Genomic DNA, 24,270 nt, shown 5'->3' with positions numbered 1-24,270 from the left:
TGTCGTCACCTCCGGCCGCTCAACCTTTCGAAGCCCCTCCCCGTCCTAGGGTGAGGGGCTTCGGCCATGTACGGTCGGAACCGACGACTCCAGGGGGGAGTGGTGGGGAGCAGCGGGGGAAAAGGACGGATCATGTCGAGAGTGCCAGGGTTGCTCGGTCGGCTCGGCGCTGGGCTGACCGAGCTGGGTGCGCGGCTGGACGAGCGCCGCGCCGAGGTGGAGAAGGAGTCGGGGGGCTCGCTCGACCTGATCGACGAGACCGACGACCGGTCGCCGCGCGGCTCCACGCCGAAGGTGCGGACGGACGCGAAGCCTTCCGCACCCCCTGTCGACGCCGCTCCCGAACCCACGCCCGAACCCACGCCCGACGAACGTGAACCGGGATCCGATTCCGGTTCGGAGCCCTCCGCCGTTTCCGACCCCGTCCCCCACTACACCCGTGGGCCGGAGACGGACACCCGGCCCGATCCCGTCCTGGCCGTGCCGTGGGGCGTACGGGTCGCGGCCGAGGCCGGCTGGCGGCTGCTCGTTCTCGCGGGCACCCTCTGGGTGTTGATGCGGGTGATCAGCGCCGTACAACTGGTCGTCCTGGCCTTCGTCGCCGCGCTGCTCATCACCGCGCTCCTTCAGCCCACCGTGGCGCGCCTGAAGAGACTGGGATTCCCCAGGGGCCTCGCCACCGCGCTCACCGCGATCCTCGGCTTCGTCATCATGGGGCTGGTCGGCTGGTTCGTGGTCTGGCAGGTCCAGGAGAACATCGACAACCTCTCGAGCCAGATCCAGGACGGCATCGACGAGTTGCGCAAGTGGCTCCTCAACAGCCCGTTCCATGTGACGGACAAGCAGATCAACGAGATCGCCAAGAACCTGCGGGACGCGATCGGCGCGAACACGGACCAGATCACGTCGGCGGGGCTGGAGGGCGTGACCGTCATAGTGGAAGCCCTGACCGGCATCCTCCTGACGATGTTCTCGACGCTCTTCCTTCTCTACGACGGCAAGCGGATCTGGGAGTGGACGCTGAAGCTGGTGCCGGCGGCGGCCCGGCCGGGCGTCGCCGGTGCCGGACCGCGCGCCTGGCGGACGCTCACCGCCTACGTCCGGGGCACGGTGATAGTGGCGTTGATCGACGCGACCTTCATCGGCCTGGGCATCTACTTCCTCGACGTCCCGATGGCCGTCCCGCTGGCCGTGTTCATCTTCCTCTTCTCCTTCATCCCCCTGGTCGGCGCGGTGGCCTCGGGCGCGCTCGCGGTCGTCGTCGCCCTGGTCACCCAGGGCGTGTTCACCGCGGTCATGACCCTCGTCGTGGTCCTCGCGGTCCAGCAGATCGAAGGCCACATCCTCCAGCCGTTCATCCTGGGCCGCGCGGTCCGGGTCCATCCGCTGGCGGTGGTCCTCTCCGTCGCCGCGGGTGGGCTGGTCGCGGGGATCGGCGGGGCCGTGGTGGCGGTGCCGCTGGTGGCGGTCACCAACACGGTGGTGGGATACCTGCGTTCGTACTCCCGCGAGCCGGGACTCCGCCACGCGCCGGAGCCGCGGGGCGCCACGGCGATGGATGTGGCCCCGGTACACCCCCCATCTCCGTGACGATCCCGGCCCGGGCGGGTGGGGGCTCGGCGCGCAGTTCCCCGCGCCCCTGGGGCACGGGGCTGTGCCCGGCGCCCCATGCTTTTAGGGGCGCGGGGAACTTCGCGACCAGCCCCCACCGGGCCCGCAGCCGAAGAGCTCACCCAGGGGGTCTGGGGGCGGAGCCCCCAGGTGATGCCGAGGCCCCGCCCACCCGGCCAGGGTGAACGGGGCCTGAGAGAAGACGCGGAGGCTACTCCGAGAGAACGGCTTCGGCGTCCAGGGTCGTGGCGACCGCCTGGATCACGGAAGCGATCTTGAACGCCTCCTGGATCGTCTCCCGGTCGACGCCCGCCTTGCGGAGCACCTGCTCATGGGAGTCAAGACACTGCCCGCAGCCGTTCACCGCGGACACCGCCAGCGACCACAGCTCGAAGTCGACCTTCTCGACACCGGGATTGCCGATGACGTTCATCCGCAGACCGGCCCGCAGGGTCCCGTACTCGGGGTCCGACAGCAGGTGCCGCGTGCGGTAGAAGACGTTGTTCATCGCCATGATCGCGGCAGCCGACTTGGCGGCGGTGTACGCCTCCGGCGACAGCTGAGCCTTCGCCTCCGGCTCCAGCTCCCGCAGCACCCGCGGCGACCGCGCCGCGATCGCGCACGCCAGCACCGTCCCCCACAGCTGCTGCTGCGGAAGGTCCGAGTTGCCGATGACCGAGCCGAGGTTGAGACGCAGGTCCTTCGCGTAGTCCGGCAGGGCGGACTTCAGTTCGTCGAGGGACATGGAGGGTTACTCACCCGCCAGGAGCGCCACCGGGTCGAGGGTGTTCTCGCCCTTGGTCCAGTTGCACGGGCAGAGCTCGTCCGTCTGGAGCGCGTCGAGGACCCGGAGGACCTCCTTGGGGTTACGGCCGACGGAACCGGCGGTCACCATGGAGAACTGGATCTCGTTGTTCTGGTCGACGATGAACACCGCACGCTTGGCGAAGCCGTCCTCGCCCTCGATGCCGAGGTCCCGCATGAGCTCGTGCTTCGAGTCGGCCATCATCGGGAAGGGCAGGTCACGCAGGTCGTCGTGGTCCTTGCGCCAGGCGTGGTGCACGAACTCGGAGTCGCCGGAGAAGCCGAGCACCTGAGCGTCACGGTCGGCGAACTCGCCGTTCAGCTTGCCGAAGGCCGCGATCTCGGTCGGGCACACGAAGGTGAAGTCCTTGGGCCATGCGAAGATCACCTTCCACTGACCCTCGTAGGTCTTGTGGTTGATCTGCAGGAACTCCTCGCCCTTCTCCAGCGAGACACAGGCGGTCAGATCGAACTCGGGGAACTTGTCACCGACAGTGAGCACGCGCTCTCCTTGCAGCAGGGAAAAGCCCTTTTTGGGGGCGTTTCCCGGGGGTTGGACGAAGCTGATGGTGGCACACGCTGCATTGATTACAGAAATAGCTACACTCGGTCGTGTTGATCGACTGCGGCTATCAGTGACTATGAGTAAGAGGTACGGCCATGGCCAGCCCGATGGGCAACGCAAGCTCCAAGGGCCCCATGAGCGGTAAGGGAGCCCTGAGCGGCAAGGGCCCCATGAGCCCCAAGGGGAACGGGCGCCGTCAGCCGAGCCTCGCCCAACTGCGCGCCTTCGCCGCCGTGGCCGAGCACCTGCACTTCCGTGACGCGGCCGCCGCGATCGGCATGAGCCAGCCCGCGCTGTCGGGCGCGGTATCCGTCCTGGAGGAGACGCTCGGCGTGACCCTCCTGGAGCGTACGACCCGCAAGGTGCTGCTCTCACCCGCCGGCGAGCGGCTCGCCGTACGCGCGAAGGCGGTACTGGACGAGGTCGGCGCGCTCATGGAGGAGGCGGAGGCGGTACGGGCGCCGTTCACCGGTGCGCTGCGCCTCGGCGTCATCCCCACCGTCGCGCCCTACCTCCTGCCCACCGTCCTCAACCTGGTCCACGACCGCTACCCGGACCTCGACCTCCAGGTCCACGAGGAGCAGACCGCCAACCTCCTCGACGGGCTGACCTCCGGCCGTCTCGACCTGCTGCTGCTCGCCGTTCCCCTCGGTGTGCCCGGAATGACCGAACTCCCGCTGTTCGACGAGGACTTCGTGCTCGTCACCCCGCTCGACCACTCGCTCGGCGGCCGGGAGGGAATCCCCCGCGAAGCCCTGCGCGAGCTCAACCTGCTCCTGCTCGACGAGGGGCACTGTCTGCGCGACCAGGCCCTCGACATCTGCCGCGAGGCGGGCCGGGAGGACGCGCCGGTCACCACCACGGCTGCGGGCCTGTCCACCTTGGTCCAGCTCGTCGCCGGCGGCCTCGGCTGCACCCTGCTGCCGCGCACCGCCGTCAAGGTCGAGACGACCCGCAGCAACCAGCTCCTCACCGGCTACTTCGCGGACCCGGCGCCGACCCGGCGGATCGCGCTGGCGATGCGCGCCGGGGCCGCGCGGGGCGGCGAGTACGAGGAACTGGCCGCAGCGCTCCGAGAAGCGCTGCGGCCACTGCCGGTACGGGTGTGGGACCGGGACGCATGAGCGCCCCGGCCCACGGGCCCCGTCACTCGGTGCGCAGGCCGTCCGGTCGCATCAGACGCAGCAGCGGTGGCAGGCTGAGTGCGGTCACCAGCAGGACGACTCCCGCGCCGATGCCGGTCATCGACAGCAGGCTCGGCCAGTCCACACGCACCGGGACGCTGGTCATCTTCTGCAGGACCACGCCCAGGGTCACGCCGACCACGGAAGCCAGCAGCAGACCCAGCGCGATCGGGAGCGCGGTCTGCCAGAGCACCGACAGGCTCAGCGTGCGGCGTCGAGTGCCGAAGGCGACCAGGACGGAGAGCAGTTTCTTTCGCTCGCGCAGCTGTTCCAGCTGGGAGACCAGCAGGCTCGCGCCGATCAGGAACAGGACGCAGGCCGCGCCGACGGACAGGCCGGTGCGGATGGAGGTGTAGCGGTTGTCCTGCTCGGTCGACGCCCAGGTCCAGGCGTGGGCCAGCGGGCTGACTTTCGCCGTGGTGTTGCGAACGAGATCGTAGACGTCCGGTGTCGACTGGTCGATCTTCAGGTAGGCGTTGCCTTCGATCGCCCGCGCGGCCTGGGCCGGCAGTGCGCTCGGGGTGAACAGGATGCCGCCGCCCAGGCCGTTCGTCGCGTCCGTGCGGACCCGGGCTTCCTTGATGTCCTGCGGTACGGTCCAGGCGGCCTGCCTGCCCCTGAAGCTCTCGTCGTAGGAGGGGTCGATGTAGAGGGTTCGGCCGGGCTTGCCGAGCTTCGCCGCGTCCAGGTCGCTGTCGGGGCCCTTGACGAGGAAGACGTCGCCGTCGCGGCACGTCTGCAGCGTGGCCACCTCGCGCAGCGACGCGCAGTTGCCGACGGTCACGTTCGTGGACGTATTGGGGTCCCGCTTCTTGTCGCCCAGCGAACCGGAGCCGATCGCGGTGACCTGTCGTACGCCCTTGGTCCGCGCGAACTGCTCGCGGGCCTGGTCGAGCGGGACGTCGTACGGCAGGCGGACCTGCATCTGCGCCCGCTCGAGGTCGTTCGACGTGTTCTTGGTGTAGTCGCCCTCGACTCCGGCGAACAGCATTTGCAGGGCGATGGCGCCGGCCACCGCGACCGCGATGCCGTTGACCATGCGGGCCGCCGTTCCGCTGCTCAACTGAAGTCTGCGGATGGCGAGTTGCCAGGACACCGAGCCGGATCCGAGCCGGGCGACGACCGTTTCGACGATCCAGGGCAGCAGCGCCGTGACGCCGATCAGGAGCAGCAGGACACCGCCGATCACCAGGTACTGGTTGAAGTTTCCGCTGGTGTTGCCCTTGCCGATCATCGGGTAGAGCATCGCGAGTCCGCCGATCGGCAGCAGCAGCCGCCACCACAGCCGGCGCCGCGCGGGCTTGGCCGCACGGACCACGCCGAGCGGCTCGATGACGACACCGCGCAGCGCGAGCAGGGTGACCAGGACCGCGGCCGCGGGCACCGCGACGGCGACCAGGGCGGCCAGTGCGGGCGTGGGGTTCAGATAGCTCGGGAACACGCTCTTGCCGAAGATCTCGACAGATCCCGCCAGTTGACGGGCCAGCAGGAAGAAAACCGTGCCGAAGACGAGCCCGAGGACAGCGCCCGAGAGGGCCTCGCCCGCGGCGATCCGCCGGGTCATCCGGCTGTCGGAGCCGACCAGGCGCAGTGCCGCGAGCCGCCGGTCGCGCCGCTCGCCGCCGAAGCGCACGGCCGCGGCGATGAAGACACCGACCGGCAGCAGCAGTACCACGAAGACGACGATGATCAGGAGGAGGAGTACGGGGTCCAGTTTGTCGGGCGGTCCGAGGGGCTCCCCGAAGTGGTCGATACGGGTCACTCTGGAGCCGTCGATCCTCGGGGCGAGGTTGTCGGCGCCCGCGTAGTAGCTGAGTTCGCTCGCGCCGACGAGACCGGGCTCCCCGATGGTCCCGATGGTGCGGTACGGCAGCCGCTCGCGCAGCAGTTTCCCGCTGCCGGACTTCAGCAGGTCCGCCAGCGCGGGGGAGACCACCATCTCGCCCGGCGCCGGGATCTTCTTCACCCCCGGCGGCAGCGGCGCCCGGGCCCCCTCGGGCTGCAGCTCGCGTCCGCGGATGTCCTTGTCGCGGTAGGTGTCGTCGACGGCCGCGACGAGCAGGGTCCGATCGGACGCCTTGGGTATGCCCACATCGGTGAACGTGATGTCCGTACGGGCCTTCTCGCGGTCGCTGCGGGCCTGGAGCGCACTCGGCAGCGCCGTGGTGAGCAGCAGCAGCGCGACGCCGAGCCCGACCCCGACGGCCGTGAGGACCGCACGCATCCAGCCCTCGCGTCCGCCGGTGAAGGCGAACTTGGCGCCCATGGCCAGGTCTCTGGACCACTGCCGGACGCTGCGAGCGGCGCTCATACGACCCGCTCCATGTCGCGGGACTTTCCGTCGCGTACGACGATTTCGCGATCCGAGTAGGCGGCCACCCGCGCCTCGTGCGTGACGAGGACGACGGCGGCGTTGGTCGAGCGGGCCGCCTCGGTGAGCAGATCCATCACGCGTTCGCCGTTGAAGGAGTCGAGTGCTCCGGTGGGCTCGTCCGCGAAGAGTACGCGCGGGCTGGTGACCAGTGCCCGGGCGACGGCGACCCGCTGTCCCTGGCCGCCGGATATCTCACCCGGCCGCTTGTTCTTGAGGTCGTGGACCTCCAGCCGTTCCATCCAGGACAGGGAGGTTCGCTCGGCCTCCTTGCGCCCGGTGCCGTTGAGCCGCAGCGGGAGGGCGACGTTCTCGACACAGGTCAGTTCGGGAACGAGCTGCCCGAACTGGAACACGAACCCGAACTCGCTGCGCCGCAGCGCGCTGCGCTGTGCGTCGTTCATGGTCGCCATCTCCTGGCCGTTGTAGATGATGGATCCGGAGTCCGGAGTCACGATGCCGGCCAGGCAGTGCAGGAGGGTCGACTTGCCGGAGCCGGAGGGGCCCATCACGGCGACGACCTCGCCCGGGTGGATGGAGAACTCGGCGCCGTCGAGGGCGCTGGTGGGGCCGTACGCCTTGCGCAGGTCGTGGGCCGTGAGCAGGGAGCCTGCGGGAGTCATCGGGTTACCGCCTCGGCGAGTTTTTCGAGGCGCGCGGCGGTGAGCTCCAGCCACCGCAGGTCGGCCTCCAGATGGAAGAGGGCGTGGTCGCAGATCAGCTGGTCGGCCAGGTCGCCCTTGCGTTTGCGGTCCGTCAGGATGCGCATCATCCGCAGGTGCTCGGAGCGCTGCGTGTCGAGGATCTCGGACGCGTCCCGGTGGGTGAGCAGCGCGAGAACGACCTTCGTGTAGAGGGTCGACTGCAGATACGGCTCGGGCTTCTCCGGCGTCGCGAGCCACTGCTGTACGTCGGTGATCCCGGCGTCGGTGATCGCGTACCGCTTCCGCTCCGGGCCGCCGCCCGCCTCAATCCCGTCGACCTCGACGAGTCCGTGCTTGAGCAGCCGGGACATCGTCGAGTAGACCTGGCCGTAGTGCAGCGGCCTGTCGTGACCGAACTTCTCGTCGAAGGCCCGCTTCAGGTCGTAACCGTGGCGGGGCCCGGACTCCAGGAGTCCTAGGAGGGTGTGACCGATGGACATGCCGAGCACTCTACACACGGCGTATACACCGCACGTATACACACCGCGAATAGATCATGATGGACGCCACGTCCGTGCAGGTCAGGCCCGATTGTCACGGTTCCGTCACCAGGTTTCCTCGCCCCCGCCGCCCCTACCCGTCCCATCCCAGGGAGCTCCGCCCCCAGCCCCCCGCACCAGCCAGAACGGCCTCGCCCTCAACCACCGGACAGCCCGAAACAAGCGAGCCGCGCCGGCCGGGCCACCCCCCCCCGTCCCCGAGCACCGCACCACCCGAACCTTCCAGGCCCGCAAAAAACTGCAAGACCGCCCCCCGGTCCCCCAGAAACGCAGGACCTGCGCGACCAGCCCCACCGGCCCGCAGCCGAAGAACGACCCCAGCGTCCAGGGTCGCGAGGAACTGCGCGACCAGCCCCCACGGGCCCGCAGCCGAAGAGCGACCTCCGGTCCCCCGGGGGCGCGGGGAACTGCGCGACCGGCCCCCACCGGCCTGCAGTCGAAGAGTGACCCCGGCGTTCAGGGGCGCGGGAAACTGCGCGATCGGCCCCCACGGGCCCGCAGCCGAAGAGCGACCCCCGGTCCCCCAGGGGCGCGGGGAACTGCGCGACCAACCCCCACGGGCCCGCAGTCGACGATCGACCCTGGCGTTCAGGGGCGCGGGGATCTGCGCGACCAACCCCCACGGGCCCGCAGTCGACGGACGACCCTGGCGTTCAGGGGCGCGGGGAACTGCGCGACAAGCCCCCACTCACCCGCACGCGGCAGGCAGGCGCACGCGGCGGCAGAGGAACCCGCCGGTTCCTACTCCTCCGTCGCGTCCGTCGCGGAAGCGGACGGTCGCCCCCGTCGAGGAATCGGCCCCGCCCCACCCGGCAACCGCCCCGCCTCCGCAAGCGCCCGCCGCAACAGATACTCGATCTGCGCGTTGGCCGAGCGCAGCTCATCCGTCGCCCACCGGGCCAGCGCTTCATGGACCAGCGGATCCAGCCGCAGCAGAACCTGCTTACGCGGCTGCGGCTGCGGCCGTGGCCGACGCTCGGGGACCGACCCCCCGGAGGGATCCGTCACTGGTAGAGGGACCCCGTGTTCAGGACGGGCTGCGGAGCCCGGTCACCGCACAACACCACCAACAGGTTCGACACCATCGCCGCCTTCCGCTCGGGGTCCAGCTCCACGATGTCCCGCTCGGTGATCCGGGCGAGCGCGGCCTCGACCATCCCGACCGCCCCGTCCACGATCTCCCGCCGCGCCGCGACCACCGCCCCGGCCTGCTGGCGCTGAAGCATCGCGGAGGCGATCTCGGGAGCGTACGCGAGATGCGTGAAGCGCGACTCGATGATCGCGACCCCGGCCGCCTCCACCCGCGCGTGCAGTTCGACGGCGAGCTTCTCGGTGATCTCCTCGGCGTTGCCGCGCAGTGAGAGACCGTCCGCGTCGTGGGCGTCGTAGGGGTACTCGATCGCGATGTGCCGTACGGCCGCCTCGGTCTGTGTGGCGACGAACTCCAGGAAGTCGTCGACCTCGAAGGTGGCCTGCGCGGTGTCCTCGACCCTCCAGACCACGACCGCGGCGAGCTCTATCGGATTGCCGTAAGCGTCGTTGACCTTGAGGACGGCGGTCTCGTGGTTGCGTACCCGGGTCGAGATCTTGGTGCGGGAGGTGAAGGGGTTCACCCAGCGCAGCCCGTCCTGGCGGATCGTTCCCCGGTACCGCCCGAAGAGCTGGACGACCCGCGCCTCACCGGGCGCCACCGTGTTCAGCCCGCACATCGCGATGAACGCGGCGAGGCCGATCAGGATGCCGGGGACGATCAGCGCGGCCTTGGCCCCGCCGGCGTCGACCGTCGTGGCGGCCGCGACCATGCCGGCGCCGAGCAGCAGCCCGACCAGCCCGAACAGCAGCGCGAGCCCGCCGCCGATGCTGTGCGCGGCGAACTCCCGTACCCGCGGATCGGGCATCCGCGGCACATCGGCGGGAGCCGAGGAGTCACTGGGAGTCGAGCCGTTGGGAGTCGAGTCGTGTTCCGGCATAGGTGCCCCCGTTTTCGTGGGGCGGAAGCCCGTACGACTCCCACCCGTCCATGACCAACCAGGCCTATCTAAGTGATATCACTTTACCCGCCACGGCAACCTTCCACCCCTCTCGCACGTCGGTTGAGGTGGGACGGATGCGATGTCCTGAGTGGTACGTGCTGATTGTCACGTCCGCAAAAGACCGGATCGATAGCCCTTTGTCATAGCGCGTGGTGTTAGTTTGCTGAGCTGACCTCAGCGGTGGACCTGTGTGACGCGCGAACACGAACGCGACACCCGAGCGCGTGAGTGAACGCGGCAGGACACGCGTACAAGAGAGCGCGACACGAGAGCGAGCGGAGCGGACGCAGCCATGGGACGAGCGGAAGAGAGACGAGCGCGGCAGCACGGTGGCCGCCGCGCGGCGGCCATGCCCTCGTCCGGAGGAAAGCCCCGGCGCACCGGCATACGCCGGTTCGTGAACTGGAAGACGATCCTCGGCACCTTCCTGGGCTTCTGCCTGCTCGGCATGGGCGCCTTCATCGTGCTCTACATGGTGGTGTCCATACCCCAGGGCAACGCCGACGCACAGCGCCAGAGCAACATCTACAAGTACAGCGACGGCAGCACGCTCGCCCGGACCGGCAAGGTCAACCGCGAGATCGTCGGCCTGGACAAGGTGCCCAAGGACGTCCAGAAGACCTTCGTCGCCGCGGAGAACAAGTCCTTCTACAAGGACGCCGGCGTCGACCTCAAGGGCACGGCCCGAGGTCTGATCAACACCCTGTCCGGCAAGGGCAAACAGGGTGGTTCGACGATCACCCAGCAGTACGTCAAGAACTACTACCTCACCCAGGACCAGACCGTCACGCGCAAGCTGAAGGAACTGGTCATCTCGCTGAAGCTGGACCGTCAGCAGTCCAAGGACGACATCCTCGCGGGCTACATCAACACCAGCTACTACGGCCGCAACTCCTACGGCATCCAGGCGGCGGCCCAGGCGTACTACGGCAAGGACGCGAGCGACCTCACGGTCGAGCAGGGTGCGTACCTCGCCTCGCTGCTCCAGGCCCCGAGCCAGTACGACTGGGGTGCCGCCACGGACACCGGCAAGCGGCTGGTCACGGCCCGCTGGAACTACACCCTCGACAACATGGTCGAGGAGGGCTGGCTGCCCGCCGCCAAGCGCGCGACCATGAAGTTCCCGGTCCCGCAGGACCCCAAGGGCGTGCCCGGCATGGAGGGCCAGACCGGCTACCTGGTGGACGCGGCCAACAGCGCGCTGGCCAACCGGCTCGTGACCCAGGGCGCCGCCGCCAACTACGAGGACGCCAAGGCGCTGGTCGACGCGGGCGGCTGGACGATCACGCTCAACATCGACAAGAAGAAGCAGACGCAGCTGGAAGTCGCCGTCAAGACGAAGCTCACCGGCAAGCTGGACACCAAGAAGCGCAACGTCGACGGTGACGTCGAGGCCGGTGCCGCGTCCGTCGACCCCAAGACCGGCAAGGTCGTGGCGATGTACGGCGGCGAGGACTACTTCAAGCACTACGTGAACAACGCGACCCGCCGCGACTACCAGCCCGCCTCCACCTTCAAGCCGCTGATCTTCGCGGCGGCCCTGGACGAGCAGGCCAAGACGCAGGACGGCCAGGACATCACGGCGGACACGGTCTACGACGGCACCAGCGGTCGCTCCGTCAAGGGCAGCAGCATCGGCTTCGCGCCGCCCAACGAGGACGACCAGAACTACGGCGACGTCACCGTCCAGACCGCGATGAACAAGTCCATCAACTCCGTCTTCGCGCAGATGGGCGTCGACGTCGGCATGGACGAGGTCCTCAAGGTCGCCGGCAAGCTCGGCATGGACACCAAGGGCATGCAGGCGGTGCCCGCGCAGACCCTCGGCACCATGGGCGCGAGCCCGCTGGAGATGGCGGGCATCTACGCGACCCTCGACAACCACGGCCGGAAGGTCACCCCGGCCGTCGTCGCCTCGGCCGAGCACAAGGACCGTACGGTCGACTTCCCGACCCCGATCGGCGACCAGGTCATCAGCTCCCAGGCGGCCGACACGGTCACCTCGGTGCTCACCGGCGTGGTCAACGACGGTACGGCCCAGGTCTCGGTGGCCCAGGCGGTCGACCGCAACGACCAGCAGGTCGCGGGCAAGACAGGTACGTCCGACAACAACAAGTCGGCCTGGTTCACCGGGTACACGCCGAACCTGGTCACCTCGGTCGGTCTGTTCGGTGAGGTCCCCAAGGACCGCAAGGACAGCGGTGGCAAGGTGGTCAAGCAGGGCACGCAGGTCTCCCTGAAGGGCGCCGCGGGCGGCGGCCGTGTCAACGGCGGCGGCTTCCCGGCCCAGATATGGGCGGCGTACACCTTCAACGCGATGGGCAGCGTCACCACCTTCGACCTGGACACCACCCAGGGCGCGGCGATGGAGCCCACCACCACGCCGACGATCAGTGACACGCCGAGCGAGCCGCCGTCGCAGACCCCGACCACCGAGCCGCCGACGAGCGAGCCGCCCACCACCAGCGCGCCGCCGACCCCGACGTCGCAGCCCCCGACCACCCCGGCGACGACACCCCCGACCACTCCGGCGGGGACCCCGACCGACGTGATCACACCACCGGACCCATTCAATCCGGACAACCAGCAGTAACCGTTAAAAAGGCCCATCAGGGCCTGAGCGAAAAAGGGCGCCCGGTGACTCACCGGGTGCCCTTTTTGCCGGGTGATTATCGGCCACAAAGGCCGAAACTTTAAAGTTCTATGAGAATTCCATTGACTCGGGTTGGGTGTCTGGACCATTCTCCCGTCAACGGGGAGGGAATCTTGGCGACACCTTGCGCTGCGCGTTGACCGGCTGACCGCGCTCAATTCTTGTCTGAATCCGCGAACTCCGAACTCGATGCGCGGCCCATCAGGCATGCCCGGATTGTGGTCAAGGTGCCCTTTCCTTTTCAGGGCTCTCGTAGTGCGGGAGCCATGTGAGAAGGGGATATTTTGCGACTCTACAGACGCATGCGGGTACGGCTGGCCGCGTTGGCGACCGGTGCGTTACTCGCCGGACTTACGCAGCCCGTGGCCTGGGCCGATCCACCGGCACCGGCGTCTTCCGACACGAAGGCGGCGGCCGAGGATCGGCGTGACGCGGTGCCGCAGGCCGAGCGGGCCGCGGTGCTGGGCAAGGGGTGGCAGGCGTCCGGCGACGTGGCGTGGACGACCTCGGGGGACGCGGACGGCTTCCATCTCCTGACCGCCAGGAAGAAGGACGGATACAGCTGGCGCACGATTGCGTCGCTTTCCGAGCCGGGATTCGACGCCGACGCCTGGATCGGCAACACCTGCGTCACCGGTTCGGGTAAGCGGGCGGTGGTGGTCTATGCGCCTCGTACCTTCACCAACAAGCCCCAGCTGATGGCTCGGGGCGGTTTCACCGCGGTGGTCGATCTGGCTTCCGGCCGGGTGACGAAGCTGGAACTCAAGGCGTCGCTGTCCTACTACAACCCGGGCTGCGGACCTGGTGAGACGGTGATCCTGACCCAGTCCGGTGGTGAGGACAGGGTCGGCACCCGGCTGTTCCGGCTGGACGCCTCGACAGGCAGGATCGGCAAGCCGATCCCGGTCAAGGGGCAGGTCACCTCGGCCGTCCCGGTTGCCGACGGTTCCATAGCCGCGGCCTCCGGCGCGGAGGTCATCAAGGTCGACGCCAGGGGCGGGCGCACGGCTCTCGCCCGTACCGACGGTGTGCCCTACCGTCTGACGCCCGACGGCGACGGGGGGATCGCCTTCCTCGACAAGCGCGGTGCCACGTCCAAGGTGAAGCGCATCACGGCCGGTGCCGTCGCGCACCCCGACGTACGCACCACGCGGGCGACCGTGCTGGCCCGGGGCCTCGCCACCGAGACCGGACTGACCCGCAGCGCGGGCACCGTGTATGTGACCGGCACGACCAGGCCGACAGCCGCCCGAACGCCGAGCACGGTGAAGAGGCTCGCGTCGACGCCGACGGACGTCACCGTCTCCACACGTGGCGAGGCCGTCCTGACCCACACGGCCTGGGCCGACGGCAAGGGCACGCTGCTGCAGCCCGGCGAGGCCACCAAGGCCCGTACGCTGAAGATGTCCCTGACCACCCGTGCCACCGGACGCAAGGCCTCCTTCACCGTCGATCCGGCGCATCGGGTGTCGGCGTACGCGGGCCAGGGCCGTGACGCGTCCCCGGGGCTGCTGTCCGGTTCCGGACGCAGTGCCAAGGCTTCGGTGGCCGCGACGGCCGCGGGTGATCCGAGCGACCCGGTGGAGGCGGAGCGCACCTGTTCCGTGCCGCGCAACGACGTGCGCAACCAGGCCATGCAGCCCAAGCCGCGCCAGGTGGAGTGGGCGGTCGACATGGCGGTCAAGGGCTTGCTGAACACGCACATCTCGCGCCCTGCCAACTGGAAGAACCTGGGCATGCCCGCGTACATGCCGCAGTCACTCTTCCTGAACCCGCCGCTCGACGGGGGCGGCCGCGCCATGGCGCAGGTCATGCTCGGGGTGACCACCCAGGAGTCGAACATGTGGCAGGCCGGCCGGGAGGCCGTGCCCGGGGTCACCGCCAGCCCGCTGATCGGCAACTACTACGGCATCAACCTCTACGACGGCGACCCCAGCAATGACTGGGACGTCGACTTCGCCAAGGCGGACTGCGGTTACGGCATCACGCAGATCACCGACCACATGCGGATGGCCGGCCGCGAGGACGGCCACGGCGGTGCGGCCTGGGACTACCAGAAGCAGCGGGCCGCCGCGCTGGACTACACCGCCAACATCGCCGCGGGCCTGCAGACCCTCGTCTCCAAGTGGAACGAGACCCGCGCCGCCGGCATGATCGCCAACCACGGCACCAGCGGTCGGCCGGAGAACTGGTACTTCGCCCTGTGGGCGTACAACTCGGGCTTCCACGCCAACGCCGGTGACGGCTCGCCGTGGGGCCTGGGCTGGGCCAACAACCCCGCCAATCCCGAATGGGACGCCGGACGACTGCCGTTCATGGAGAACGCGGCCGGCGGCGAGGACGCCAGCGCCGCGGCCCGCCCGCAGAACTGGCCCTACCAGGAGAAGGTCCTCGGCTTCGCCGCCCACCCGCCCTCCTTCCTGGAGTCGCCCGGCACGCTGGTCCCCGCGTTCCGCCCCGCCACCTGGAACGGCACCAGCTCGGCCGTCACCGTCAAGGGCAGCGCGCTCTACAACCGGGCCCACCTCAAGGCGCCCGAGGACGCCTTCTGCGACTCCTCCAACAGCTGCGACCCGAGCCGGATCTCCGACAGCGCCTCCAACGACAGCGCGAGCAGCGGCCCCTGCGGCCGTGACGACGTCAAGTGCTGGTGGAACAAGCCGGTGACGTGGAAGACCGACTGCGTCGACACCTGCGGATACGAGTTCGTCCGCTTCGGTGACACCGCGCCTGAAGAGGCCGACGGCACGGCGTATCCAGCGAACTGCAGCACCAGCGGACTCCCGGACGGGGCTCTCATCGTCGACGACGTCCCGGGCGACACCCCCGTCGTCCGAGCGGGCTGCAGCAACTCCTGGACGAACTCAGGAACCTTCAGCTTCGACTTCGCTAACAACGCGGTCGAGACCGTCTACCCGGCCAAGGTCGACCTCCACCAACTGGGCGCGGGCTTCGGCGGCCACTTCTGGTTCGGTCACACACGTGCGGACGACACCAAGGGCCAGCGGCTGAAGATCACCGGAACCTGGAAGCTGAACAAGTCGCTCACGGGGCGGGCCAAGGTCCTCGTCCACCTCCCCGATCACGGTGCCCAGACCAAGTACGCGAAGTACCGGATCAAGACCAGAGGCGGCACGCGCACCGAGACGATCTCCCAGTCGGGCAGCAGCAACCGCTGGTTGGAGCTGGGCGTCTACGCGTTCGACAACGTTCCGGAAGTCCAGCTGGACACGATCACTCCCGATGGTACGGGCGACGAGGATGTCGCGTTCGACGCGGTGGCCTTCGTCCCCGGTCGCTACCAGACCGTCGACATCACGTTGCCGGAGCCGGACGACAAGGCGGCGAACATCGACTGGGACAGCATCAACGGACCCCAGACGATGGAGGCTCCTCAGTATGAGCCCGCTCTCCCCGACAACGCGGGCCCCGGCGCGGGCGCCACGGCCTTCAGCGGCAAGCCGGCGAAGCTGAAGGGCTACTCCTGCGGTCCCGCGAACTCGGCCGGCATCAGCGGCTGTTCCCGCCTGCTCACCACGAAGAAGCAGATGGCCGGTCGGCCCGCGGTTCGAAAGGCGATGTCGGGGCGCAGTGCCTTCGACTTCGGGGACATCGTCTCGTGGTGCACCAACACCATCGGATCGCACCGCTTCACCAGGTTCGAGGCCTGCTTCCACACGACGTACGAATACACGGCCATCGACACGAGTGACGGCTCGGTGTTCGCCGAGGCCGACTTCGATGTCTTCCAGCAGATCAAGCTGAACCAGAAATCGAGGGAGTTCGAGCAGCAGATGGAGGTCTGGCCGGTCGGAACCCTGGATCCGAAACTGGTCAACATCACCCTGGACATGCGCTTCAACTGCTTCGACGAAGGCACCACTTGCGCATCCCAGCCGGAGCAGTGGAATTCGTCATTGACCTGGACGCCCGGTGACGCCCACATTGCCAAGGCGACGAAGAAGCACTCCTGGTCCAACTACACCACGGCCAGGGGGTGGGACATCCTCGGCTTCAACTGGAAGTTCCAGGGCTACACGCCCGTGGCCGGTCCCACCGCGGTCAAGGTCTACGCCCACGACCTGCTTCCCCAGTGCGACAACTTCGCCATCAACAACACGGAGGGCTGCAGCTTCGGCGCCTACCAGCCCACTTATCAGTTCAATTCGGCGAAGTACCCGGCGGCCGCCGCTCACGCCTGGCTCATCCAGAACGCGTTGTCACCGCACGCGGGGTCGAAGAAGTTCAAATCGCCGATGAACTTCCTTCCCAATGGGAAGAACCAGTACGGCCGGGACACGGACGCGAACCGGAAGGTCATCTGTCCGAGATCCTATGCCTATCACGACGACACCACGCTGCTGCCGGAGCTGGTGTCCACGGATACTCCGGACGTCAAGTCGTGCGACGAGTTCGCTTTCGCGGGGACTTATCAGTCGGCCGGTATGCCGGAGGAGATGCGGGGCCGTAACCCCGTGAAATCCGGCGACGAGTGTGTCCAGACCTACGCGACCCGTATCACCCAGGGCACCTGGAAACTGTACGACGACGACCGCTACGATCCGCCCACCTTCAGGGAGGTGTGCGGCCGCTCTTCCATGTCCCAGTGGATGAACGGTGGTTCGATGAACCGTTTCGGTGGCTTCGCGTCGTACTTCCGGCTCCTCGACTCCGACTCCTATTGGGTCGACATCCCCGGATTCGACGGCTGCTCGGCCAGCGGCCCGAAAGTCCAATGCACCATGCAACCCTGACCGGTACACCGAGCTGAGGTGAGGTGAGGGGTGCGTGCCTGACGGGCGCGCGCCCCTCACCCGCGTTCAGTCCCAGGACAACGCATCGTCCTTGACGCTGGGCAGATAGCCGCGCATCTTCGTGATGTCCTCGATCGCGCCGGCCAGGCTCTCGGTGAACGTGGCGAGCGACGGCCACCTCCCGCACTCTCCGCCGCTCTCCATGAAGAAGTAGCCGATCTCGCCGTAGCCGGGTCCGGGACGTGCGTCGACGAAGTAGCAGGTGGCCCCGTCATGGTTGGCCGCAAGGGGAATCCACTGAGGGTGCCACCACACGCCGAGAACCTCGTCGCTGTCGATGAAACCGCTCAGCCTTTTGGTCAGCCCTGTGGCCTCCTGCGCCGAAAGCAGTCGTGCGTCGCCCGGTAGAAAGGCGCCGGCGTCGGTGTCGTCGGCCCCGTCGTGCAAGGAGAGGAGGCCTATCAGCTGCTCGGGAAATTCGGCCCCTGTCCGCTCCTGCGCCCAGCTGATGGTCGAGGGTTCGGCCGGGGACCGCAGCGCGGCGTGGCTTTCCGGCGCCATTACTTCGAGCCACTGCTCCACACGTGACCACGCGTTCTCAAGGGATTCCCCACTCATCGCGCCCTCTTTCGCCCGACCGACCGGCTGCTCATTATGGCGGGCGGCCGAAACGGCGGCGACCCCCTTGTGGAGCCCCGCGAGCACCGCGGTGGAGTGTGCCTCGCCCCGTCCCGAGCGCGGGACGGGGCGAGGCACCTGGCCGAGGGGACGGATGCCGGTCACCCTCCGTTGACGTCGTGGGCGATCCGGTCGCCCAGCTCCTTGTCGATGTTGCGCCAGTACTGCAGGGCGCGGTCCAGGACCGGACGGGAGACGTCGGCCTTCAGGTGGCCGCTGACGTTCGAGACCAGGCGGTCGCGGGCCGCGTCGTCGAGGACCTGGCGGACCATCGTGCCCGGCTGGCCCCAGTCGTCGTCCTCGCGGTGCAGCTTGTACGCCTCGCGCACCAGCTCGCCCGTGGCCTCCCAGCTCACCGGGTCGCCGAAGCGGGAGAAGTCGGCCGCGGGGCCGCCGTAGGAGTTGGGCGCGTACGGGCGCGCCGCGAGCGACGGCTCGTAGCGCATCGGGCCGTCCTTGGCGTACGAGTTCACCGGGGCGTGCGGGCGGTTCGGCGGCAGCTGGGCGTAGTTCGGGCCGATCCGGTACCGGTGTGTGTCCGGATAGGAGAACAGCCGGCCGAGCAGCATCTTGTCCGGCGAGGGGCCGATGCCCGGCACCAGGTTGGACGGCTCGAAGGCGGCCTGCTCGATGTGGATGAAGTAGTCCTCGGGGTTCCTGTCGAGGGTCATCCGGCCGACGTCGATCAGCGGATAGTCCCCGTGCGGCCAGACCTTGGTCAGGTCGAAGGGGTTGAAACGGTAGTCCGCCGCGTCCTCGAACGGCATGATCTGGACCTTCAGGCTCCAGCTCGGCGCGTTCCCGGACTCGATCGACTCGTACAGGTCCCGGCGGTGCTTGTCCGCGTCCGACCCGGCCAGCTCGTCGGCCTCCGCCTGGGTGAGGAAGTCGATGCCCTGGTCGGTCTTGAAGTGGTACTTCACCCAGAACTTCTCACCGGCGCCGTTGATCCACATGTAGGTGTGCGAGCCGTAGCCGTTCATGTTGCGGTACGTCTTCGGGATGCCCCGGTCGCCCATCAGCCAGGTCACCTGGTGTGCCGACTCGGGCGAGAGGGTCCAGAAATCCCACTGCATGTCGTTGCTGCGCAGCCCGGTCGCCGGGTGGCGCTTCTGCGAGCGGATGAAGTCCTGGAACTTGATCGTGTCACGGACGAAGAAGACCGGGGTGTTGTTGCCCACCAGGTCGTAATTGCCCTGCTCGGTGTAGAACTTCAGCGCGAATCCGCGCGGGTCGCGCCAGGTGTCGGGCGAACCCTGCTCGCCGGCCACGGTGGAGAAACGGGCCAGCATCTCGGTGCGTTTGCCCGGCTGGAAAAGGTCGGCCTTGGTGAACTGACTGACATCATTCGTTACTTCGAAGAACCCGTATGCGCCACTGCCCTTGGCGTGCACCACCCGCTCGGGGACCCGCTCCCGGTTGAACTGGGCCATCTTCTCGATGAGGTAGTGGTCCTGGAGCAGGATGGGGCCGTCGGGACCGACGGTCAGCGAGTGTTCGTCGCTCTCCACCGGAATGCCGACGTTGTTCGTGGTGTACGGAGCCTTCTGGGGTGCCTGCGTCACGAGCGTCCTCCCGTCAAGAAGAGAGTCTTCAGATCGCTTCGCTCACCTCAGCAGTCAACTCTGCCGACAGGATGTCGGCAACCGGGCCGCCGTGGGGCGAGGCGGATCGCGTACCCCTCGGCCCCCGGCCCATTCAGCCCCGGTTCAGTTCGAACCAGACCACCTTTCCGGTGCTCAGACGCGTGGCGCCCCACCGTCTGGCCAGTTTGTTGACCAGATACAGGCCACGCCCGCCCTCGTCCGTGGCGCGCGCCTGCCGCAGCCTGGGCAGCTGCGGCACGTCGTCGCCCACCTCGCAGCGCAGCACGTCCGTGCGCAGCAGACGGAGGGTGACCGGTCGTGACGCATAGCGCACGGCGTTGGTGACGACCTCGCTGACCAGCAGCTCCACGGAGTCGCTCATGTCCTCCAGGCCCCAGCGGGACAGCGCCCGGCGGGCCAGGCGCCGGGCCCGCCCGGGGGCCGCGTCCTCCGGCTCCAGGAACCAGTACGCCACATCGCTCGGCGCGATCCCGTCGAAGCGGGCGGCGAGCAGCGCGATGTCGTCGTCCCGGTCGCCCGGACCGAGCATGTCCAGCACCTCGTCGCAGAGCGCTTCCAGCGGCGGCGGATGGTCCGGGCCGGTGAGCTGCGCGGTGGCGGCGAGCTTCTCGCGCAGCTGCTCTATGCCGGTCCACACGTCCCTGAGGCGCGACTCGACCAGGCCGTCCGTGTACAGCAGGAGCGTCGCCCCGGCGGGCGCGTCCAGCTCGACCGCCTCGAAATCCACTCCTCCTACGCCGATGGGGGCGCCCGGCGGCACCCGCAGCACCTCGGCCCGGCCGCCCAGGTGCAGCAGCACCGGCGGCGGATGGCCCGCGTTGGCGATGGTGATCCGGTGCGCGACCGGGTCGTAGACGGCGTACAGGCAGGTCGCCATGCGGTCGGTGCCCAGGCGCTGGGCCTGCTCGTCCAGGTGGTGCAGCACCTCCTGCGGGGGCAGGTCGAGCCCGGCGAGGGTCTGCGCGGTGGTGCGCAGCTGGCCCATGATCGCGGCCGAGGTCATCGAGTGGCCCATGACGTCACCGACGACGAGGGCGACGCGGCTGCCCGGCAGCGGGATCGCGTCGTACCAGTCGCCGCCGACCCGCGCGGTCTCCGCGGCCGGCAGATAGCGCGAGGCCAGCCGCACTCCGGTGGGGCGCGGCAGCGTCTCGGGCAGCATGGTGCGCTGCAGCTCGTCGGCGATGTACGCCTCGCGGCCGTAGAGCACCGCCTTGTCGATGCCGAGCGCGCTGTGCGTGGCGAGCTGGGCCGCGACCAGCAGATCGTCCGTCTCGAACGCCATCCGCTCGGGGCGGCGCACGAAGAGTGCCGCCCCGATCACCCGGCGCCGCCCGCGCAGGGGGGCGAGGATCGCGCGCTGGCCGGTGGGCACGATCAGCTCGTCGCCGAGCAGCTCGGGCAGCGCGGCCCGGGCGGCGGGCGCGTCCGCGAAGACCGGGCGCACGCCGCGCAGCACCTCGGCGAGGGCGCCGCCGGGGCGCACCTCGCACAGCTCGGCCGTCATCGCCGAAAGTTCGTTCGGCTCGGGCCGCAGTGCGGGCATGAAGCCGTTCTCGGTGTCCCGCTCCTCGGGGATCCGGTCGGTGCGCCGCAACCGCAGCACGAGGGGCCCGGTGGGCCGCTCGTCGCCGACCGGCAGCGGGTCCCGCAGATAGACGAGGATCGCGTCCGAGAAGGTCGGCACGGTGGCCCGGCACAGACCCATGACGATCTCGTCCAGGTCGATGCCGCGGGCGATCCGCCGGGTCGCCGCACCCACGAAGCGCAGCCGGTCCCCGTCACGCCGCATCGGCATCGGGCCCGCGTGCGGCAGCCCCTGCCCGGTACGCCGGTCCGTGCCCGTGGTGTTCCCGGACGGCCGGTCGCCTTCTATGCCGGGCTGGGCCGGGATGCCCTCGGGAGCCGGGCGCGGGCGGTGCGCGTCGGGCTCGCTGGCCGAGGGCTGGGAGTGCTCGGGGCCGGGGGAGGCGGGCGGCGGCGTGGACGCGCCGGTGCCCGAGGGAGACGGTGTGTCGGTGCTCGCCGACGCCTGGGTGGCGGACGATCCGTGCTGGCCGTAGGGCGTGCCCGGAGCGGAACCGGTGGGGGTGTCGCCGGTGCGGGCGGGTTGTGCGGGTAAGGCGCCGGGCGCGCGCTGCGGCTCCGGGGTACGCAGGAGCGCCCCGCGGGGGTCCGCGGGGGTGGAGGGCCGGCCGGCGCCGCTCTGGCGGCGCTCGTGCGAGGTGGGGTGCTCCGTCACGCGTGTCGAATCCATCCGTCCGGGGCTGCGCGCCGTGCGTGCAGTTCGTCCCGCAGCCCCGATACCCGGAATGTGTGTCCCGGGAACGGAATCTGCGCGTCGTCAGGACGGGGCCTGCCCGTCGCCGACGTGAACGCCATCGTCGGGCCGAACGCCCTGTGCGGCCCGACGGGCCGTCCGCCGACCGTACCGCCGTGGCCCTCGTACCCCTCGCTCACGTCCTGCCGCCCCTCGGTGACTTATGGTCAAGCCCAGCGCATGCTGCGGGAGTTGCTGCTGTGCGCCCTTGCGGAGGACGATCCTACGGTTGTACCACGGGGGCGCATCAAGGGTCTCATGAGGACACGTGCGCGGGCGTACGGTCCCAGTCATCCGGCAGGGAAGGAACCGGCCAGGCGGGATCCGGGCGCCAGTGCTGCCAGCCGTCCGAGAACGGCGCGCCCCAGGCACGGATCACCTCCACCGCGCAGTGCCCTGCCTCTCTTACCTGTGCGGCCAGTTGAGTATCCATCAATCCGGCTCGTTGCGCCTGTGCGAACTCGTCTTCGTCGAGCCAGTGCCAACTGCGGTCCGGGTGCACGGAGATGTCCAGGAAGTGATCCTCGGAGTCGACCCCGCCCTCCCAACGGGCGAGCGGCGCCTCCAGGTTCACGTACCAGTTCTTGAACCGCCAGCCCGGTTCCCAGAACAGCCACACCGACCAGGGCTCGCCGGGCCGCGCCAGTTTCAGCACTCCGTTGCCGAACCAGCGGCCCCGCTGCACCGTTCGCGCCTTGGTGTAGCGGGACTCCAGCGGTTCTCCGTGCACGGGTGTGCCGTCGGCGAGCACGGGCTTCACGCACTCGGTGCCGGGCGCCATCCACACCGCGAGCAGTTCCTCGTCGTCCCGTACGACGGTCACGGGGCGGCAGATGTGGAAGTGCTCACCGGCGTTCTCCCGGTACCGCCACAGAATGTGACTCCCGGGGGCCCAGTACACCGTCGACCCGCCCGCCGCCACTCGCCTCACCGCTCCGCCCTCTGCCATGACCAGATATTAGGTGCCCCAGGCATACGACGCTGCGGTGCGCGTCACGGTTCGCGCGATGGAGCGAATGACGTAACGGAGGCGTCATTCAATGGCTTCCAAGGTCATCCGGGGAGCGAACGCCGTTTACGGATGCGTCATCCTCAGGACATCGAGCGCCTCGTCCAGCTGCTCCAGGGTGAGGTCACCGCGCTCGACGTACCCGGAATCCAGAACGACCTGGCGGATCGTCCGGCGTTCCGCCAGTGCCTTCTTGGCCACCTTGGCGGCCTCCTCGTAGCCGATGTACTTGTTGAGCGGTGTCACGACCGACGGCGAGGACTCGGCGTACTCGCGGGCCCGTTCGCGGTGGGCGACGATCCCGTCGACCGTGCGGTCGGCGAGCAGGCGCGAGACGTTGGCGAGGAGACGGATCGACTCCAGGACGTTCTTCGCGATGACCGGAAGCATGACGTTCAGCTCGAAGTTGCCGGCGGCCCCGGCGACGGCGACCGTCGCGTCGTTGCCCATCACCTGGGCCGCGACCATCAGCACCGCCTCGGGAATGACCGGATTCACCTTGCCGGGCATGATCGAGGAGCCGGGCTGGAGGTCGGGCAGGCTGATCTCGGCCAGCCCGGTGCGCGGACCGGACGCCATCCACCGCAGATCGTTGGCGATCTTCGTCAGTCCGACCGCGATGGTCCGCAGCTGCCCGCTCGTCTCGACGATCCCGTCCCGCGCGCCCTGTGCCTCGAAGTGGTCACGGGCCTCGGTGAGCGGCAGCCCGGTGGCCCGCGCCACCTCGGCGATGACGGCCGCGGAGAACCCGGGCGGCGTGTTGATCCCGGTGCCCACGGCGGTCCCACCGAGCGGCAGTTCGGCGAGCCGGGGCAGCGAGGCGCGCAGGCGCTCGACGCCGTACCGCACCTGCGCCGCGTACCCCCCGAACTCCTGCCCGAGGGTCACCGGCGTGGCGTCCATGAGATGCGTACGCCCCGATTTCACGACGTCCGCGAACTCCTCGGCCTTCCGCTCCAGGGCGGCGGCGAGGTGTTCCAGAGCAGGGACGAGATCCCTGGTCACGGCGGCGGTGGCGGCGATGTGGAGCGAGGACGGGAACACGTCGTTCGACGACTGCGAGGCGTTCACATGGTCATTGGGGTGTACGTCCCTGCCGAGCCGCTCGGTCGCGAGCGTGGCGATGACCTCGTTGGTGTTCATGTTGGAGGACGTTCCGGAACCCGTCTGGAAGACGTCCACCGGGAAGTGCGCGTCCCAGCGCCCCTCGGCGACCTCGCCCGCCGCCTCCTGGACGGCCTCGGCCACGTCCTTGTCGACCACCCCCAGCTTCGCGTTGACCCTGGCCGCCGCGCCCTTGATCAGCGCCAGCGCCTCGATGTGCGCGCGCTCCAGACGCTGACCCGAGATGGGGAAATTTTCCACGGCCCGTTGGGTCTGGGCCCGCCACTTCGCGTCCGCGGGCACCCTGACCTCACCCATGGAGTCGTGCTCGATCCGGTACGGGGCTGCCTGTTCGTCGGCCATCGACGATCAC

The 24,270-nt window shown here is 69.1% G+C and carries 16 protein-coding genes; 4 read left to right on the top strand and 12 right to left on the bottom strand.

Annotated elements, in window-relative coordinates:
- Positions 1-132: 132 nt before the first annotated feature.
- Positions 133-1,590 (top strand): AI-2E family transporter, encoded by a 1,458-nt coding sequence (locus tag ACZ7M2_RS09330; RefSeq protein ID WP_471594753.1) that lies wholly within the window; start codon positions 133-135, stop codon positions 1,588-1,590.
- Between the two features lie 232 nt (positions 1,591-1,822).
- On the opposite strand, the gene ACZ7M2_RS09325 is transcribed toward ACZ7M2_RS09330, so the two are convergent.
- Both ACZ7M2_RS09325 and ACZ7M2_RS09320 read right to left on the bottom strand, forming a co-directional pair.
- On the bottom strand, positions 1,823-2,356 hold the full coding sequence (locus ACZ7M2_RS09325) for an alkyl hydroperoxide reductase (RefSeq protein WP_352045831.1): 534 nt from the start codon (positions 2,354-2,356) through the stop codon (positions 1,823-1,825).
- Between the two features lie 6 nt (positions 2,357-2,362).
- Complete coding sequence (locus tag ACZ7M2_RS09320; protein WP_352045832.1) at positions 2,363-2,917, bottom strand: peroxiredoxin; 555 nt, start codon at positions 2,915-2,917, stop codon at positions 2,363-2,365.
- Between the two features lie 233 nt (positions 2,918-3,150).
- On the opposite strand from ACZ7M2_RS09320, the gene ACZ7M2_RS09315 reads away from it, so the two are divergent.
- On the top strand, positions 3,151-4,104 hold the full coding sequence (locus ACZ7M2_RS09315; protein ID WP_352046034.1) for a LysR substrate-binding domain-containing protein: 954 nt from the start codon (positions 3,151-3,153) through the stop codon (positions 4,102-4,104).
- Positions 4,105-4,126: 22 nt separating this feature from the next.
- Here ACZ7M2_RS09315 and ACZ7M2_RS09310 read toward each other — a convergent pair whose 3' ends face one another.
- From ACZ7M2_RS09310 to ACZ7M2_RS09290, 5 genes are all read right to left on the bottom strand, one after another.
- Positions 4,127-6,475, bottom strand: coding sequence for an ABC transporter permease (locus ACZ7M2_RS09310; RefSeq protein ID WP_471594752.1), 2,349 nt, complete (start codon positions 6,473-6,475; stop codon positions 4,127-4,129).
- Positions 6,472-7,158 (bottom strand): ABC transporter ATP-binding protein, encoded by a 687-nt coding sequence (locus ACZ7M2_RS09305; protein WP_471594751.1) that lies wholly within the window; start codon positions 7,156-7,158, stop codon positions 6,472-6,474. Before ACZ7M2_RS09305 ends, ACZ7M2_RS09310 begins: the two co-directional genes overlap by 4 nt.
- Entirely contained in the window at positions 7,155-7,679 is a 525-nt protein-coding gene (locus tag ACZ7M2_RS09300) for a PadR family transcriptional regulator (RefSeq protein WP_067368291.1), read from the bottom strand. The genes ACZ7M2_RS09305 and ACZ7M2_RS09300 overlap by 4 nt, the downstream gene beginning before the upstream one ends.
- A gap of 801 nt (positions 7,680-8,480) precedes the next feature.
- Positions 8,481-8,747 carry a type II toxin-antitoxin system antitoxin gene (locus ACZ7M2_RS09295; RefSeq protein ID WP_352045835.1) on the bottom strand — a complete coding sequence of 89 codons (267 nt, stop codon included), beginning with the start codon at positions 8,745-8,747 and terminating at the stop codon, positions 8,481-8,483.
- Positions 8,744-9,709 carry an SPFH domain-containing protein gene (locus tag ACZ7M2_RS09290; protein ID WP_471594750.1) on the bottom strand — a complete coding sequence of 322 codons (966 nt, stop codon included), beginning with the start codon at positions 9,707-9,709 and terminating at the stop codon, positions 8,744-8,746. Before ACZ7M2_RS09290 ends, ACZ7M2_RS09295 begins: the two co-directional genes overlap by 4 nt.
- A gap of 355 nt (positions 9,710-10,064) precedes the next feature.
- Here ACZ7M2_RS09290 and ACZ7M2_RS09285 point away from each other — a divergent pair, with 355 nt between their 5' ends.
- Positions 10,065-12,365: a transglycosylase domain-containing protein gene (locus ACZ7M2_RS09285; RefSeq protein WP_471594749.1), complete on the top strand. Its 2,301-nt coding sequence runs from the start codon at positions 10,065-10,067 to the stop codon at positions 12,363-12,365.
- A 344-nt stretch (positions 12,366-12,709) separates the two neighbouring features.
- Positions 12,710-17,179, top strand: a complete 4,470-nt coding sequence (locus ACZ7M2_RS09280; protein ID WP_471594748.1) for a golvesin C-terminal-like domain-containing protein — start codon at positions 12,710-12,712, stop codon at positions 17,177-17,179.
- 66 nt (positions 17,180-17,245) lie between these two features.
- On the opposite strand, the gene ACZ7M2_RS09275 is transcribed toward ACZ7M2_RS09280, so the two are convergent.
- The 5 genes from ACZ7M2_RS09275 to ACZ7M2_RS09255 form a co-directional block, all read right to left on the bottom strand.
- On the bottom strand, positions 17,246-17,884 hold the full coding sequence (locus tag ACZ7M2_RS09275) for an SMI1/KNR4 family protein (protein ID WP_471594747.1): 639 nt from the start codon (positions 17,882-17,884) through the stop codon (positions 17,246-17,248).
- 74 nt (positions 17,885-17,958) lie between these two features.
- Positions 17,959-19,422 carry a catalase gene (locus ACZ7M2_RS09270; protein WP_471594746.1) on the bottom strand — a complete coding sequence of 488 codons (1,464 nt, stop codon included), beginning with the start codon at positions 19,420-19,422 and terminating at the stop codon, positions 17,959-17,961.
- Positions 19,423-19,555: 133 nt separating this feature from the next.
- Entirely contained in the window at positions 19,556-21,721 is a 2,166-nt protein-coding gene (locus ACZ7M2_RS09265; protein WP_471594745.1) for a SpoIIE family protein phosphatase, read from the bottom strand.
- Between the two features lie 319 nt (positions 21,722-22,040).
- Positions 22,041-22,733: a cytidylyl-2-hydroxypropylphosphonate hydrolase gene (gene fomD / locus ACZ7M2_RS09260; RefSeq protein ID WP_179436447.1), complete on the bottom strand. Its 693-nt coding sequence runs from the start codon at positions 22,731-22,733 to the stop codon at positions 22,041-22,043.
- A 126-nt stretch (positions 22,734-22,859) separates the two neighbouring features.
- A complete protein-coding gene (locus ACZ7M2_RS09255) occupies positions 22,860-24,260 on the bottom strand; it encodes a class II fumarate hydratase (protein WP_471594744.1) in 1,401 nt (466 codons plus the stop codon).
- Positions 24,261-24,270: the final 10 nt, after the last annotated feature.

The sequence above is a fragment of the Streptomyces sp. NPDC111507 genome (genome assembly GCF_055638955.1).
The sequence above is the reverse complement of the archived record's forward strand: the minus strand, read 5'-3'. Positions and strand labels throughout refer to the sequence as shown.